This is a genomic window from Xanthomonas sp. NCPPB 1068, from assembly GCF_041479385.2.
GTDB classification, from domain to species: Bacteria; Pseudomonadota; Gammaproteobacteria; order Xanthomonadales; family Xanthomonadaceae; genus Xanthomonas; species Xanthomonas cannabis.
In genome coordinates, this window is record NZ_CM192986.1 from 1359640 (window position 1) to 1374248 (window position 14609).

The following is a 14609-nucleotide window of genomic DNA, read 5'->3' on the forward strand; positions in this document are numbered from 1 at the left end:
GGATCGCGAGCAAGCGTGCCCTCATCCGCCCTTCGGGCACCTTCTCCCGGTGGGAGAAGGGGAGGCGTCTCGATAGTTTAGAGCGGCTAAGAAAGCGACTGCGCTCACCGCCAGGCGGGCGCAGCCGGTGCGCGGACTCGGCATATGCCATTCGTACACTGCGTTTTCTCAGCGTCTGCGTACTCGCCTGACGGCTGCTTGCCAGCTGTTATGCGCCGCGCTTATTCCGGCGCGCTTCGCGGGTTGCCACTTCACGGGCCTATACGCCATCCACAGCGAGCGCCGCGTGGATCAGCGCTAGGTGACTCAGGCCTTGCGGTAGATTGCCCAAGGCTTCACCGGTGGCGGCATCCACCATCTCCGGCATCAGGTGGACGTCGTTGCCTTGCTGCTCCAGCAGGCACTCGAACAATTGCCTGGCTTCCTGGCGATCGCCGAGCAGGCCGTAGGCTTCCACCATCCAGAAGGCGCAGGCGGTGAAGCTGCCTTCGCGGTTTTGCATGCCGCTGTAGCGGTGCACCAGCGCGCCGGTGGCGAGTTCCTTGCGGATGGCCTCGCGTGTGGCAATCATGCGCGCGCGGCGTGGGCCACCCAGGCCGAAGCGCGATGCCAGCAGCAGGCTGGCATCCAGGTCCTCGGTGCCAGCGTAAAAGGTGTACGACTGTTTTGCGTCCGACCAGCAATGGGTGTCGATCCAGTCGAGGATGCGCTGTTGTTCGCGCTCCCAACGCGGCAGCATGGCGCTGGACAAGTGCCCGGCCCTTGCAAGTTCGCTGGCGCGGCGCAATGCAAGCCAGCATTCCACCTTGGACATGGTGTAGTGCTCGTTGGCCTCCAGTTCCCAGAAGCCGGCGTCCTTGCGCATCCAGGTGTTGGCGCATTCGTTGCCGAGTTCGAACAGCTGGCGGGCGGTCTCCTGGTCCAGGATGTGGCCGGCATCCAGAAAGCGCGCTGCCATCTCGAAGATGTCGCCATACAGGCACAGCTGCAGTTGGTTGTTGGCGGTGTTGCCCACGCGCACCGGGCGGGTGTTGCGGTAGCCGGGGATGTCGATCTCGCGCTCGTCCGGCACCAATTCGCCATCGAGCGTGTAGCACGGCCGCACGCCGGGGCGGTGGCGGCGGATGGTGCGCATCAGCCAGCTGAAAGCGGCCTTGGCGTCGGCCAATGCGCCCACGCGCAAAAATGCCTTGGTGGTGTATGCCGCATCGCGCACCCAGGCGTAGCGGTAGTCCCAATTGCCGTTCTCGCCGATCTGCTCCGGCAACGAGGTAGTCACCGCCGCGGCAATTGCGCCGGTGGGGGAAAACCACAGGAACTTCAGCGCCAATGCCGAGCGGATCACCTCGTTGCGATAGCCGTTGTCGTAGCGCAGATTGCCGCTCCATTCGCGCCATTCTTCGTCGCTGCGATCGATGCGCCCGTCGATATCGGCCAGCGACGGCACTGGCAGGGCATCGTCTTCGGCAGCCAGCAGGGCGACCACGTGTGTCTCGCCTGCGCGTGCGGTGAGCGTGGCATGCACGCCGCGATCGTCGCAGTGGGTGACATCGACGGCGGCGCTGTCGAAGCGCAGCATCGTCATCAACGGGCCGATGTGATGCACGCGGCCGTTGGGCGTTTCGCTGTGCCAGGGCGTCGCCTCGCCGGCGCGTGTGCCGGGGCGGTAAACCAGATCGAACCGCACCTCGCCGTCGATGCCTTCGATACGGCGTGCCAACTCCGACCACGGCAGGCGGCCTGCTTCACCGCTATTGAGCGACTCGGTCAGGCGCGCGCTGCCGGTGTCGGTGGTAAAGATGGTTTCCAGAATGTTGCTGCCGTCGCGATAGCGGCGGCTTACCTGCTGCAGGGCGCGCGGCGCCAGAGCGAAATAGCCGCCTGCGCCCGCATCGAGCAGGCGATCGAACAGTGGGGGCGAGTCCATCGTCGGCACGCACCACCAGTCGATGCTGCCGTCGGCGCCGCACAGGGCGACCGAACGCCCGTCGCCGACCGCTGCATAGGCAGCGATCGGCAAGCTGCCGCTGGCATCGCGTTTGAACTGCGCGTCGGGCCGGCTCAAGACAACAGCAGGCCGCCGGTGGCGCCGAACACTTCACCGGTGACGTAGCTGGATTCCTGCGTGGCCAGGATGACGTAGAGCGGTGCCATTTTTATCGGTTGGCCGGCACGCTTGAGTGGCGTTTCCGAGCCGAAATCCGGAATCTTTTCCGGCGGCTGGCCACCGCTGGGCTGCAACGGCGTCCATACCGGGCCGGGTGCGACCGCGTTGACGCGGATACCTTTTTCCGCAACCTGCTGGGCCAGGCCCTTGGTGAAGTTCACGATGGCCGCCTTGGTGGAGGCGTAGTCGAGCAGGGTGGGCGAGGGCTGGTAGGACTGGATCGAGCCGGTGTTGATGATGGACGCGCCCGGCGGCAGATGCGGAATGGCCGCCTTGCACAACCAGAACATCGCGTATACGTTGGTCTTGAAGGTCGCGTCGAACTGCTCGGTGGTGATGTCGGCAATGTCCTTGATGGCGGTCTGCTTGCCGGCGATATTGACCAGCAGATCGAGCCCGCCCAGTTCGTTGACCGCACGCGCCACCAGTTCGTTGCAGAATGCTTCGTCCTTGAGGTCACCGGGGATGGGGATCGCCTTGCGACCCTCGGCCTTGATCAGTTCGACCACTTCGGCGGCGTCCTGTTCTTCTTCGGGCAGATAATTGAGCACGATGTCCGCGCCTTCGCGTGCATAGGCAATGGCGGTGGCACGGCCGATGCCCGAGTCTGCGCCGGTGATCAGCGCCTTGCGGCCGAGCAGGCGGCCAAAGCCTTTATAGCTCTGCTCGCCGTGGTCGGCCTTGGGTTGCAGCGCATGGACGGTACCGGGCGCGTCCTGGGTCTGCTCCGGGAACTGCGGCTGCGGGAATTGGGTCAGGGGGTTTTGCATTTCGTACTGGTTCTTCGCGCTGGACATGCACGGACTCCTGCAGTGGGGGATGGCGCGGTACGCGCGGACACAGCGCACCGATGCCGCCCAGTGTGGGAACGCCGCTGCTGTGCACGGGTGAAAAAAACTTGTGCATCATGTGAACGCGTGACGCGACGACGCTGTGTGCGCGTCACTCCAAGGTCACCTCGTCCATCTTTCACACAAGAGAATCTGTCGCCGTGCAACAACCTTGGTGTGTGGGCGTCGATGGGGCGCGCAGTGGCTGGATTGCCGTGTGGGACAACGGCGACCTGCTGGCATTTGCCTATTACCCAAGCGTGGCTGCGCTGGCAGTGGCCCTGCCTGCGGTGGACGTGCTAGGCGTGGATATCCCAATCGGGCTGAGCGAGCACGCACCGCGCGTGGCGGATGCGCAGGCACGCCGATTCGTGGGCGGGCGGCGTGCGTGCAGCATCTTTGCTGCGCCGTTGCGCGGCATCTTGCAGGCACGCACCCAAGCGGAAGCCTCTGCGCTGCATCGCGTGCTGGATCATGAGAAGCAGCGTGGCTTTGGCGTGCAGTCGTTTGCGTTGCTGCCCAAGATCCGCGATTGGGACGACGCCCTGCGGGCAGACCCCGCATGGGCCGCACGGGTGTTCGAGGTGCATCCGGAAGTCTCGTTTGCGGCGCTTGCCGGCGGGCCGGGCCTGGCTGCAGCGAAGAAAAGCAGCGAAGGGCAGCGGCAACGCTGCCGGTTGCTAGGCGACCACTACGGCGCGGCGCGCGTTGCCTCGCTGCTGGAACGCGTGCCGCGTGCCTGCGCGCAGCCAGACGATGTGCTGGACGCCCTGGCGGCCTGCTGGAGTGCGCAGCGGATCGCGGCAGGCACCGCCGGCAGCCTGCCGGCGGTGGTCGAGCGCGACGCCTGCGGGCTGCGCATGGGCATCTACTACTGAGTCAGCGTGGCTGCGCCGACATCGAATACGGCCGTTGCGCCGGGTCCGTTGCCCACTGCTGATTCGGCGTGGCCTGCATGCGGAAACGCAGCTCGCCGCCGGCCTGAATCTCCTGATGCGTCAGGTAGGCGCGGTTCAAGGCCTGGCCATTGAGCGTGGCGCTGCCGATATACGGGCGTGATGCGCTCAAGCCATCGGCGACGATACTGAAGCGCTTGCCGTTGGGCAGGTTGAGCGTGGCGCGCGGCAGGAACGGGCGGCCGATGATGTATTGATTGCTGCCCGGCGCCACCGGGTAGAAGCCTAGCGTGGTGAACACGTACCAGGCTGACATCTGGCCAAGGTCGTCGTTGCCGGCTAAACCTTCGGGTCCGGCGTGATATTGGCTACCGATGATCTGGGTCAGGCGCGCCTGCGTGCGCCAGGGTTGGCCGGCGTAAGCGTAGAGATAGGCCACGTGGTGGCTGGGTTCGTTGCCATGCGCATACCAGCCGATCAGCCCGGTGATGTCTTCCATGTGCTCGAAGACCTTGGGGTCGACCTTGGCGTCGAACACCGCATCCAGGCGCGCGAGGAGTTTGTCTCCGCCGCCATGCGCGGCGGCCAGCCCGGCCACGTCTTGCGGCACGTACCACGAGTACTGCCATGCATTGCCTTCGGTGTAGTCGCTGCCGTAGCCGCTAGCCGAAGGATCGAACGGTTCGCGAAAATTGCCGGCACGGGTACGCGCACGCATGTAGCCGGTGGCCGGGTCGAAGGCGTGCTTCCAGTTGCCGGCGCGTTTGTTGAACTCTGCGGCGATCTCCGGCTTGCCGAGCGCCTGGGCCATGCGCGCGATGGTCCAGTCGTCGAAGGCGTATTCCAGCGTCTTGGACGCCGCTTCGCCTTCTTCGTCGATGGGCACATAGCCGAGCTCGCGGTATTGCGCGATGCCGTCGTACGGGCCGTAGTCGGCGCTGGCCACCATCGCCTGCAAGGCTTCGTCGGCGTCGAAACCACCGATGCCCTTCATGTACGCATCGGCAATCACCGGCACCGCGTGGTAGCCGATCATGCACCAGGTTTCCAGGCCGTGGAATGCCCAGACCGGCAGGATGCCGTAAGGGCTGTCGCGGCGTGCGGCGAGCAGCGAGTTGACTATGTCACTGCTGCGTTGCGGCGGCTGCACCAGGGTCAATAACGGGTGCAGGGCCCGATAGGTATCCCACAACGAGAACGTGGAATAGTTGGTCCAGCCGCTGGCGTGATGCACGGCGTTATCCGGCCCGCGATACTGGCCGTCGCTGTCCATGAACAATGTGGGGCCGAGCAGCGTGTGATACAGCGCGGTATAGAGCTGGGTGCGTTGCTGTGGCGTGCCTTGTGCATCGATCGCCGCCAGCGCCTGCGTCCATTGCGCACGCGCATCGGCGCGCACGCGGTCGAAGTCGAAGCCCGGCACTTCCGCATCGAGATTGGCGATGGCGCCGGCTTCGCTGACCGGCGATAGCGCAACCTTCACCACCAGCGGCGTGCCGTCGTTGGCCACATCGAACACGCCCACCAGTTGCCGGCCTTCGATCTGCGCGCGCTGCGCCGGGTTGTTCGCGCCGGGCGGCGGAAAGCCCTTGTATGCAATATCCTGCTCGGTGTCGTGCAGTTGCGTGGCAGTGAGCGGGCGCGAAAACCGCATGGCGAAATACAGTTGCCGGCCGGGCGCCCAACCGCGCGTTTCGCGAAAGCCGGTGACGGTGCCATCGCTACGCACGCGCAACCGCGACCACTGCACCTTGCCCGGGTAGTCGTACAGGCTGGTGCGCAAATCGACCAGCACATGCGCCGGTGCGCCTTTTGGAAACTGATAGCGGTGCACGCCGACGCGCGCGCTGGCGGTGAGTTCGGCGCGGATGTTGCGGTCTTTCAGGGTGACCGCGTAATAGCCGGGCTGTGCCTGTTCGCTGCTGTGATCGAACTGCGCGGTGTAGCCGCTGCCGGGCGTGTTCGCATCGCCACGTTCGAGCTTGATTTCGCCCACCTGCGGCATCAGCAGGATGTCGCCCAGGTCCGAATGCCCGGAGCCGGAAAAATGCGTATGCGAAAACCCGACGATGGTGGTGTCGCTATGCCGGTAACCCGCAGCCCAGCCATAGGCCTCCTTGCGCGGTTTGATCTGCGTATCCGGGCTCAGCTGCACCATGCCGAACGGGACCGTGGCGCCGGGATAGGTGTGGCCTTCGCCACCGGTGCCGATGAATGGGTCCACGGCGGCAAAGGCAGACTCGGCCGTGCGGGCTGCCGCGTTGCCGGTGATGGCCGCAAGACTGGCAAACAGCAGCAGCCAGCGCAGACGAGGAGATGCGATCAATCGATGCGGCATGCGAATGGCTCCGGCGGATGCAGCGCCGGACCGTAGCACAGCGTCCTGGCGGGCCACAGGGGTGCGGTGCAGGCAGCAGTGCGCTGCCGGTTGGGTTCGCCACGCGACCAGACACCAGCCAGACTTCTTCAACGCAGAGCGGCAAGGACGCCGCTGTAGGCAACGCTGCCGGCTGGGTATCCGTTGCACACGGTAGGTGTGCACCTGCCAGCCAATCGCCCCTACTGCCTATCGCCTGCAATGCGTTGCCCAGCCATTGCGGCAGCAGGATGAGAGCGCCTCACCGTCGCCGCAGCGCCAGTACGGCCAGGGCCGCAAGCCCCGCTGCTGCCGCGCCGATCACCAGCGTGTTGCGGGGCGAGCGTGGATGCGCTGCCGCGCGCCTGCGGTAGCCGCCGTCGATGCCTCCTGCAATGGCCGGCGGGCCGAGCACATTGCCGCTGGATTGCAGCACGCGTGGTGCCTGCGCGAAGTAACGCGTAAACACGCGATGGGTGAGGCGGGCCAGCAGATTGGGCGCCAGTGCGTGTGCGGCGCGCATTGCGTGCACGGGCGCGCCCAGCACGACGGTGGCGCGCGGACGGTCGAGCAAGCGCAGCACCGCTGCAGCCACGGTGCGGGTGTCCAGCATCAACGGCGGGCCGCCCAGACGCCGGCCCACGTAGTTGGCGCCGTGGGTGAGGCCGGGCGTGTCGACAAAATACGGGTACACGTCGCAGACATGGATGCGCGGGTAGTCGGCCAGCTCGGCACGCAGCGCTTCGGAAAACCCGCGCTGGCCGAACTTGCTGGCGCTATACGCTGCCGCATACGGCGTAGGTGCAAAGCCGCCGGAGGAAATCATGTTGACGAAGACGCCATGGCCCTGCGCGATGAAGATCGGGATCACCGCGTGCGCATCGTGCATGCGCCCCAGCAGGTTGGCGTGGATGACCGCAGCGCTGGCCTCGATTGGCACCTCGTGAAATTTGCCCACCGCGCCAACACCGACATTGCCGAACCACAGATCGATGCGGCCCAGAAAACTCTGTGCGGCGGTGGCCAGTGCCTTGACCTGGTCGGCATGCTTGACGTCGGTGGGCACCACCAGCACGGTGGCGCCGCGTGCGCGGCAGCGTTCGGCAACGGCCTGCAGGGCGTCTTCGCCGCGTGCAGCCAGCACCAGGCGCGCGCCGTGTTCGGCAAAGGCTTCGGCAGTGGCCTGGCCGATGCCGCTGGAGGCGCCGGAGATCACCACGTGGGCAGGAGAAGTGCGATGCATGCGAGAGCTCCACAACGTTGGACAGGCATGCTTGATCGCTCGGCGTGAACACGACGCGGCTGTTTGCGTACCGCTGCGTGAAGCTGAACTGGTCGGGTTGCTGCACGGCGTGACGCGGGCGTGGTGCTGAAATCGCCTGCGCCCGCCCGCATATGGCAGCGATGGATCTGTTCGACACTGCCACCACGCCCTTGCAGGTGCTGGACGATGCCGAAGGCGGCGTGCGCTATTGGCCGCAGCTGCTTGCGCCGGCGCTGGCACAGGCGTGCTTCGACGCGCTGCGCGATGCAGCGGACTGGCGCAGCCAGCGGCGCGAGATGTACGACCGTATGGTCGAGGTGCCGCGCCTGCTGGCCTCCTACCGGCTGGATGACGCGTTGCCTGCCGGCTTGCCGTTGCATTGCCTGCTCGATGCGGTGCAGGCGGTGGTGCCCGCGCCGTACAACGCGGTGGGGCTGAACCTGTATCGCGACGGGCGCGACAGCGTGGCGATGCATCACGACACGCTGCAGACGCTGGTGGCGCCGTATCCGATTGCGCTGGTGTCACTGGGGACGCCGCGACGCATGAACCTGCGTGCCAACACTCGCCATGCACGCGCCATCGGCCTGGAGCTGGCGCCGGGCAGTCTGCTGGCGATGAGCCATGCGTCGCAGCGAACGCATACCCATGGCATTCCCAAGACCAGCCGCTCGGTGGGCGAACGCCTGAGTGTGGTGTTTCGCGTGCGCCCGGCAGAGCGCATGGCCGCAGGCCGGCATGGCCCGCACTGGGAGCCGCCGTCGCCGTGATGCGCGTGCAGATGTGATGGCCCGGTGGCGCTCGCCTGCGCAGGCAAGCGCCAGGACGCGGCCGTGCGCAATCGGCTGCCACCTCCGCTCGCGTGCGCTTGCGGCGCGTGTGCCGCGTGTCATGCGCTGCCGTGCCTATTTCGAGTGATTGCCATTGCCGTCACCACTGCGCATGCTTGCATGCAATCCCCCTTCAAACGCTGCCGATCCATGCCTCTGGACGAGACCCGCCACCATCAGATGTTTCCCGAGCTGGATGCGGGCCAGTTGGCAATCACGCGGCGCTTTGCCAGCGGGCCGGCGCAGCGGTTCGGCGCTGGCGAGACCGTGTTCGAAGTGGGTGATGCGCACGCGCCGGTGTGGGTGGTGCTGGAAGGCGCCATCGAAGTGGTGCGCCGCGACGGCCTGGGCAACGAAAAACCGATCACGCTGCACACGCCCGGCCAGTTCACCGGCGAGGTGAGCCAGCTGGCCGGGCGCGCGTCGCTGGCGGCCGGGCGCGCCGGGCCGGACGGTTGCCTGGCGCTGCCGTTCGACACTGCACATCTGCGCGCGCTGATGATCAGCTCGGCCGAAGTGGGCGAAGTGGTGATGCGTGCGCTGATCCTGCGCCGGGTGGGGCTGATCGAAGGCGATGCCTCCGGCTCGGTGTTGATTGGCGAGCCGGACGACCCACATTTGACCCGTTTGCAGGGCTTTTTGACCCGCAACGGCTACCCCAACACGGTGATGGATGTCTCCGACGACGACGGCCGCGCGCTGGTGGAGCGGCTGGGCATCCAGGAGCACGACCTGCCGGTGATGGTGTGCCCCAGTGGCCGCGTGCTGCGCCAGCCCAGCGATGCCGAGGCCGCGCATTGCCTGGGCATGACCCCGGACATCGACCCGGACAAGCGCTACGACGTGGCGATTGTGGGCGCCGGCCCTGCAGGCCTGGCGACGGCGGTGTACGCGGCCTCGGAGGGCTTGTCGGTGCTGGTGCTGGATCAGCGCGCCATCGGCGGGCAGGCGGGCGCCTCGGCGCGGATCGAAAATTATCTGGGCTTTCCTACCGGGATTTCCGGGCAGGCGCTGGCCGGGCGTGCGTACAACCAGGCGCTGAAATTCGGCGCCGAGCTGGCCATCCCGCTCGAAGCGGCAACGCTGGAATGCGGGCGCGACGACGGTGCGCTGCATCTGGACCTGGCCGATGGCAAACAGGTGCTGGCCAGCACCGTGGTGATTGCGTCCGGTGCGCGTTATCGACGCCCCGACATCGAAGGGCTGGAGCGCTTCGAAGGCCACGGCGTGTCGTACTGGGCCTCGCCGGTGGAAGCGCGCCTGTGCGAGGGCGGCGTGGTGGCGCTGGTGGGCGGCGGCAATTCTGCAGGGCAGGCGGTGGCGTTCCTGGCGCCGCGGGTCAAGGAATTGCACCTGATCATCCGCGGCAACGGGCTGGAAGCGTCGATGTCGCAGTACCTGATCGAGCGCATCGCTGCGTTGCCGAACGTGCAGCTGCATACCGGCACCGAAGTGGCCGCGCTGGACGGTGACCCCGATCGCGGCCTGCAGGCGGCCGTCCTGCGCACCCGCGCAGATGGTGCGACCACACGGGTGGAGTTGCGCCACCTGTTCCTGTTCGTCGGTGCCGACCCCAATACCGGTTGGCTGCAGAACTGCGTGGAAACCGACAAGCGCGGTTTTGTCATTACCGGCACCGCGCGCGGCGATGGCGTGCCGGCCTGCCTGCCGCTGGAAACAAATCGCCCGGGTGTATTCGCCATCGGCGATGTGCGGGCCGGCTCGGTCAAGCGCGTGGCTGCGGCCGTGGGCGAGGGCGCGGCGGTGGTGGCGCAGGTCCACCAATACCTGGCGCATCAGGCCAACCCGGTGCCGGTCTCTGAACTTGCCAGTGCTGGGGAATAGGGAATAGGGAATCGGGAATCGGCTTGCGTGCCGGGGGATGTCTTCGGGTGCGGATGGTGTGTTGCGCTCGTGCCGATGGGGGCGCGATTGGCATGCGCCTGCTTACTGCGGCCAGTGCACCTGCGGTAGCGCGCCGATCTGCGGTCTGGCGAACAGGTAGCCTTGCTGCAGGTGGATGCCCATGTCGCGCAGGGCGCGGGATTCGTCGGGTTGTTCGATGCCTTCGGCAATGACGGTGATGCCGAGTTCTTCGCACATGCGGGTGACGTGCAGGACGATGGCCTGGCGGCTGCGGTTGGTGTCGACGCCGCGGATCAGGGCGATGTCGAGCTTGAGCAGGTCGGGCTGGAAGTCGGCCAGCAGGCCGAGCCCGGCGTAGCCGGCGCCGAAATCGTCGATGGCGGTCTTGAGGCCGCGGGCCTGGTAGGTGCGCAGGATGTCGAGCAGGTGGGCCGGGTCGGTGAGGTGCTCCTGCTCGCTCACCTCGAAGATGATGGCATCCAGCGGCCAGCCGTATTGCTCGGTAGCCGAGAGCGTGGCGCGCAGGCAATGCTCGGGGTTATAGACCGCATTGGGCATGAAGTTGATCGACAGCAGCGTGGGGAGTGCGATCTGCGCGGCGCATTCGATCGCCTTGATGCGGCAGGCCTGGTCGAAGGCATAGCGGTTGCGCGCATCCACCGCCGCCAGGATGCTGCCGGCCGACTCGCCGTTGACCCCGCGCACCAGCGCTTCGCCGGCATAGAGGCTGCGCGTGGCGACATCGACGATGGGCTGGAACGCCATGGTGATGGCGGTGGGAAATTCCTGGCCGTCGCGGCAGGCGTTGCAAACAGGAATCTGGGTCATGGCGTGGTCCATCATGCGGCGTGGGTCGAGCCTAGTCCTATCGGCCGCAACAGCGCGTCATTGAGGGCGCACCGCCCATCGCAGCATCCTCACTGCGCGCGTGGTCGGGCTCGGCGATACTGTCACCATCGCTCGCATCGGACGCCCCATGACCGCTCTTACCGAACGCTACGCCCTGGCCGTGGACTACGCGCGCATTGCCCATGCCGGACAGGTGCGCAAGGGCACGCAGATTCCGTATCTGAGCCATCTGCTGGGCGTGTCGACACTGGTGCTGGAATGCGGTGGCGACGAAGAGCAGGCCATTGCCGGCCTGCTGCATGACGTGGTGGAAGACTGCGGTGGCGGCCACGAGGCCTCGATCCGCGCGCAGTTCGGCGACGCCGTGGCCGACATCGTGATGGCCTGCACCGACGCCACCGCCGAAGACAAGGCCGAGGTGGACAACAGCGCGCGTGCGCGCAAGCGCGATTGGCGCGAACGCAAGCTGGCCTATCTGGAGCACCTACGCAAGACGCCCGAGCGCGCGCTGCTGGTGTCCGGCTGCGACAAGCTCTATAACGCGCGCACCATCGTGCAGGACCTGGACAACCCGGCGGTGGGGCAGGACATCTTCAAGGTGTTCACCGCCGGCCGCGACGGCACGCTGTGGTACTACGCCGCGCTGGAAGAGATCTTCCGCAGCCGCAACGCCGCCACCGCACGCCTGTTCAGCGGCGTGGTTGCGCGGATGCAGGCATTGGCCGACCACGGCGAGCAGGCGCTGCCGGCGCACGCACCGGGCTGAGCGCGGGCGCGCGCTGGTCGATCAGCACTGGGTGATCAGCACCGGCCGCAAGCGCTGACATCGGCTGCATGCCGCGCACGCTAGGCTGCGGCCTTGTCGATCTGGTTTTACCGTCATGTCCAACGCAATGTCTGCTTCTTCCGGCCTGGTGCGCGTGCGCGGTGCGCGCGAGCACAATCTTCAGCATGTGGATGTGGATATTCCACGCGATGCGCTGGTGGTGTTCACCGGTGTGTCCGGTTCGGGCAAGTCGTCGTTGGCATTCGGCACCATCTTTGCCGAGGCGCAGCGGCGCTATCTGGATTCCATCTCGCCCTATGCACGGCGGCTGATCGACCAGGTCGGCGTGCCGGAGGTGGATTCCATCGATGGCCTGCCGCCGGCGGTGGCGTTGCAGCAGGCGCGCGGCGCACCGAGTGCGCGTTCGTCGGTGGGCAGCGTCACCACCATCTCCAACTCGTTGCGCATGCTGTATTCGCGTGCGGGCCAGTATCCGCCGGGGCAGGACATCATCTACGCGGACGGGTTTTCGCCGAACACGCCGGCCGGCGCCTGCCCCACCTGCCACGGCCTGGGCCGCATCTACGACGCCACCGAGGCGACCATGGTGCTGGACCGCAGCCTGAGCATCCGCGACCGCGCGGTGGCGGCCTGGCCGGGCGCCTGGCATGGGCAGAACCAGCGCGACATCCTGACCACGCTTGGCCACGACGTGGATGTGCCGTGGCACAGCCTGCCGAAGAAGACCCGCGACTGGATTCTCTACACCGACGAACAGCCGGTGGTGCCGGTATATGCCGGCTACAGCCTGGCCGAGGTCAAGCGCGCCCTCAAACGCAAGGAAGAGCCCAGCTACATGGGCACCTTCACCAGTGCGCGCCGCTATGTGCTGCACACCTTTGCCACCACGCAGAGCGCGCAGATGAAAAAGCGCGTGGCGCAGTACCTGATCAGCACGCAATGCCCGCAGTGCGATGGCAAGCGGCTGCGCCGCGAGGCGCTGTCGGTGACCTTTGCCGGGCTGGATATCGGCGAGCTGTCGCGCCGGCCGCTGGACGAGGTGGCCGAGTTGCTGCGCCCGGCCGCGCAGGCCGATGTGCGCACGCAAGGCAGCAGGAAGGGCGCTGCCAGCCACCCGGAGCAGGCGATTGCCGCGCAACGTATCGCTGCCGACCTGCGCGCGCGCATCGGCGTGGTGCAGGCGCTGGGGCTGGGCTATCTGAGCCTGGAACGCAGCACGCCCACGCTGTCGCCGGGCGAGCTGCAACGGCTGCGGCTTGCCACGCAGATCCGCTCGCAGTTGTTCGGCGTGGTGTACGTGATGGACGAGCCATCGGCGGGTCTGCATCCGGCCGATGCGCAAGCGCTGCTGGGTGCATTGGATCAGCTCAAGGCGGCCGGCAATTCGGTGTTCGTGGTCGAGCACGAGGTGGACGTGATCCGCCACGCCGACTGGATCGTGGATGTGGGCCCGGCCGCCGGCGTGCATGGCGGGCAGGTGTTGTACAGCGGCCCGCCTGCCGGATTGGAACAGGTGCAGGCCTCATCCACGCGGCGCTATCTGTTCGGCACGCCGCCACCGGTGCACAGCCGCGCGCGCGCGGCGACCGGCTGGCTGCAGCTGCGCGGCATCACCCGCAACAATGTGCGCGCGCTGGACGTGGATCTGCCGCTGGGCGTGTTCACCACCGTCACCGGTGTGTCCGGCTCGGGCAAGTCGTCGCTGGTGAGCCAGGCGTTGGTGGAACTGCTGGCGGCCCATCTGGGGCACACGCCGGCAGACGAAGACGAGGCACTGGACCCGCTGGAGCGCGGCACGCAGCTGCCGTTGGGTGGGGCGATCGTGGGCGGGCTGGAGCAGGTGCGCCGGCTGGTACGCGTGGACCAGAAGCCGATCGGCCGCACGCCACGCTCCAATCTGGCCACCTACACGGGCCTGTTCGACCCGGTGCGCAAGTTGTTTGCCGCCACGCCTACCGCCCGCCGCCGGCGCTACGACCCCGGGCAATTCTCCTTCAACGTTGCCAAGGGTCGTTGCGCCACCTGCGAAGGCGAGGGCTCGGTGTCGGTGGAATTGCTGTTCATGCCCAGCGTGTATGCGCCGTGCCCCACCTGCCACGGCGCACGCTACAACGCCAAGACCCTGGAGATCGAACTGCGCGGGCACACCATTGCGCAGGTGCTCGCGATGACGGTGGATCAGGCGGCCGACTTTTTTGCCGACGACACCAGCGTGGTGCGGCCGCTGCAGGTGTTGCGCGAAGTGGGGCTGGGGTATCTGCGCCTGGGCCAGCCGGCCACCGAACTCTCCGGCGGCGAGGCGCAGCGCATCAAGCTGGCGAGCGAGTTGCAGCGTGCGCAACGCCGCGACACCGTCTATGTGCTGGACGAACCCACCACCGGCCTGCATCCGGCCGACGTGGACACCTTGATGACCCAGCTGCAGGGCCTGGTGGATGCCGGCAATACGGTCATCGTGGTCGAGCACGACATGCGCGTGGCGGCCAGCAGCGACTGGGTGCTGGACATGGGGCCGGGCGCCGGTGGGGGCGGTGGCAGCGTGGTGGTGGCGGGGACGCCGGCCCAGGTTGCGCGGCAGCGTGGCAGCCGCACGGCGCCGTTTCTGGCGCAGGTGCTGGCCGGGAAATAGGCAGGGCTGGCGCCGGTGGCCGCCATCGCAGGCTGCGTGTGCCGGCGATGCAGCGCGCCGGATGCGCGTACGCAGTGCGCACCGCCAGTGTGGTCGCGCACGCTGGCGCCGACGTATCGCGTTGATGCCTTGGGT

The 14609-nt window shown here is 67.1% G+C and carries 10 protein-coding genes; 5 read left to right on the plus strand and 5 right to left on the minus strand.

Going from position 1 to position 14609, the window contains the following annotated elements; all coding sequences use genetic code 11:
- Positions 1–259 precede the first annotated feature (259 nt).
- Together ACCQ12_RS05885 and ACCQ12_RS05890 are read right to left on the minus strand one after the other, a co-directional pair.
- Positions 260–2065 (minus strand): glycoside hydrolase family 15 protein, encoded by a 1806-nt coding sequence (locus ACCQ12_RS05885; RefSeq protein ID WP_372383151.1) that lies wholly within the window; start codon positions 2063–2065, stop codon positions 260–262.
- Positions 2062–2964 (minus strand): SDR family oxidoreductase, encoded by a 903-nt coding sequence (locus tag ACCQ12_RS05890; RefSeq protein ID WP_372383152.1) that lies wholly within the window; start codon positions 2962–2964, stop codon positions 2062–2064. The genes ACCQ12_RS05885 and ACCQ12_RS05890 overlap by 4 nt, the downstream gene beginning before the upstream one ends.
- Before the next feature lie 212 nt (positions 2965–3176).
- On the opposite strand from ACCQ12_RS05890, the gene ACCQ12_RS05895 reads away from it, so the two are divergent.
- Positions 3177–3875, plus strand: coding sequence for a DUF429 domain-containing protein (locus ACCQ12_RS05895; protein WP_372383563.1), 699 nt, complete (start codon positions 3177–3179; stop codon positions 3873–3875).
- Position 3876: 1 nt separating this feature from the next.
- Here ACCQ12_RS05895 and ACCQ12_RS05900 read toward each other — a convergent pair whose 3' ends face one another.
- Both ACCQ12_RS05900 and ACCQ12_RS05905 read right to left on the minus strand, forming a co-directional pair.
- On the minus strand, positions 3877–6231 hold the full coding sequence (locus ACCQ12_RS05900) for a GH92 family glycosyl hydrolase (protein WP_372383153.1): 2355 nt from the start codon (positions 6229–6231) through the stop codon (positions 3877–3879).
- A 280-nt stretch (positions 6232–6511) separates the two neighbouring features.
- Positions 6512–7492, minus strand: a complete 981-nt coding sequence (locus ACCQ12_RS05905; RefSeq protein ID WP_372383154.1) for an SDR family oxidoreductase — start codon at positions 7490–7492, stop codon at positions 6512–6514.
- Between the two features lie 161 nt (positions 7493–7653).
- On the opposite strand from ACCQ12_RS05905, the gene ACCQ12_RS05910 reads away from it, so the two are divergent.
- A complete protein-coding gene (locus ACCQ12_RS05910; RefSeq protein WP_372383155.1) occupies positions 7654–8283 on the plus strand; it encodes an alpha-ketoglutarate-dependent dioxygenase AlkB in 630 nt (209 codons plus the stop codon).
- Positions 8284–8493: 210 nt separating this feature from the next.
- The gene (locus ACCQ12_RS05915; RefSeq protein ID WP_166751266.1) at positions 8494–10188 is read left to right on the plus strand and encodes an FAD-dependent oxidoreductase; all 1695 of its coding nucleotides are present in this window, start codon (positions 8494–8496) and stop codon (positions 10186–10188) included.
- 102 nt (positions 10189–10290) lie between these two features.
- On the opposite strand, the gene ACCQ12_RS05920 is transcribed toward ACCQ12_RS05915, so the two are convergent.
- Complete coding sequence (locus tag ACCQ12_RS05920) at positions 10291–11037, minus strand: EAL domain-containing protein (RefSeq protein ID WP_166744063.1); 747 nt, start codon at positions 11035–11037, stop codon at positions 10291–10293.
- A 148-nt stretch (positions 11038–11185) separates the two neighbouring features.
- On the opposite strand from ACCQ12_RS05920, the gene ACCQ12_RS05925 reads away from it, so the two are divergent.
- Both ACCQ12_RS05925 and ACCQ12_RS05930 read left to right on the plus strand, forming a co-directional pair.
- Entirely contained in the window at positions 11186–11824 is a 639-nt protein-coding gene (locus ACCQ12_RS05925; protein ID WP_047695851.1) for an HD domain-containing protein, read from the plus strand.
- 115 nt (positions 11825–11939) lie between these two features.
- On the plus strand, positions 11940–14474 hold the full coding sequence (locus tag ACCQ12_RS05930; RefSeq protein WP_372383156.1) for an excinuclease ABC subunit UvrA: 2535 nt from the start codon (positions 11940–11942) through the stop codon (positions 14472–14474).
- Positions 14475–14609: the final 135 nt, after the last annotated feature.

Excerpts from the sequence above, each read along its gene's own strand:
- ACCQ12_RS05890 (WP_372383152.1), bottom strand. The coding sequence starts at position 2,964 with ATGTCCAGCGCGAAGAACCAGTACGAAATGCAAAACCCCCTGACCCAA.
- ACCQ12_RS05900 (WP_372383153.1), bottom strand. The coding sequence starts at position 6,231 with ATGCCGCATCGATTGATCGCATCTCCTCGTCTGCGCTGGCTGCTGCTG.
- ACCQ12_RS05905 (WP_372383154.1), bottom strand. The coding sequence starts at position 7,492 with ATGCATCGCACTTCTCCTGCCCACGTGGTGATCTCCGGCGCCTCCAGC.
- ACCQ12_RS05910 (WP_372383155.1), top strand. The coding sequence starts at position 7,654 with ATGGATCTGTTCGACACTGCCACCACGCCCTTGCAGGTGCTGGACGAT.
- ACCQ12_RS05915 (WP_166751266.1), top strand. The coding sequence starts at position 8,494 with ATGCCTCTGGACGAGACCCGCCACCATCAGATGTTTCCCGAGCTGGAT.
- ACCQ12_RS05920 (WP_166744063.1), bottom strand. The coding sequence starts at position 11,037 with ATGACCCAGATTCCTGTTTGCAACGCCTGCCGCGACGGCCAGGAATTT.
- ACCQ12_RS05925 (WP_047695851.1), top strand. The coding sequence starts at position 11,186 with ATGACCGCTCTTACCGAACGCTACGCCCTGGCCGTGGACTACGCGCGC.
- ACCQ12_RS05930 (WP_372383156.1), top strand. The coding sequence starts at position 11,940 with ATGTCCAACGCAATGTCTGCTTCTTCCGGCCTGGTGCGCGTGCGCGGT.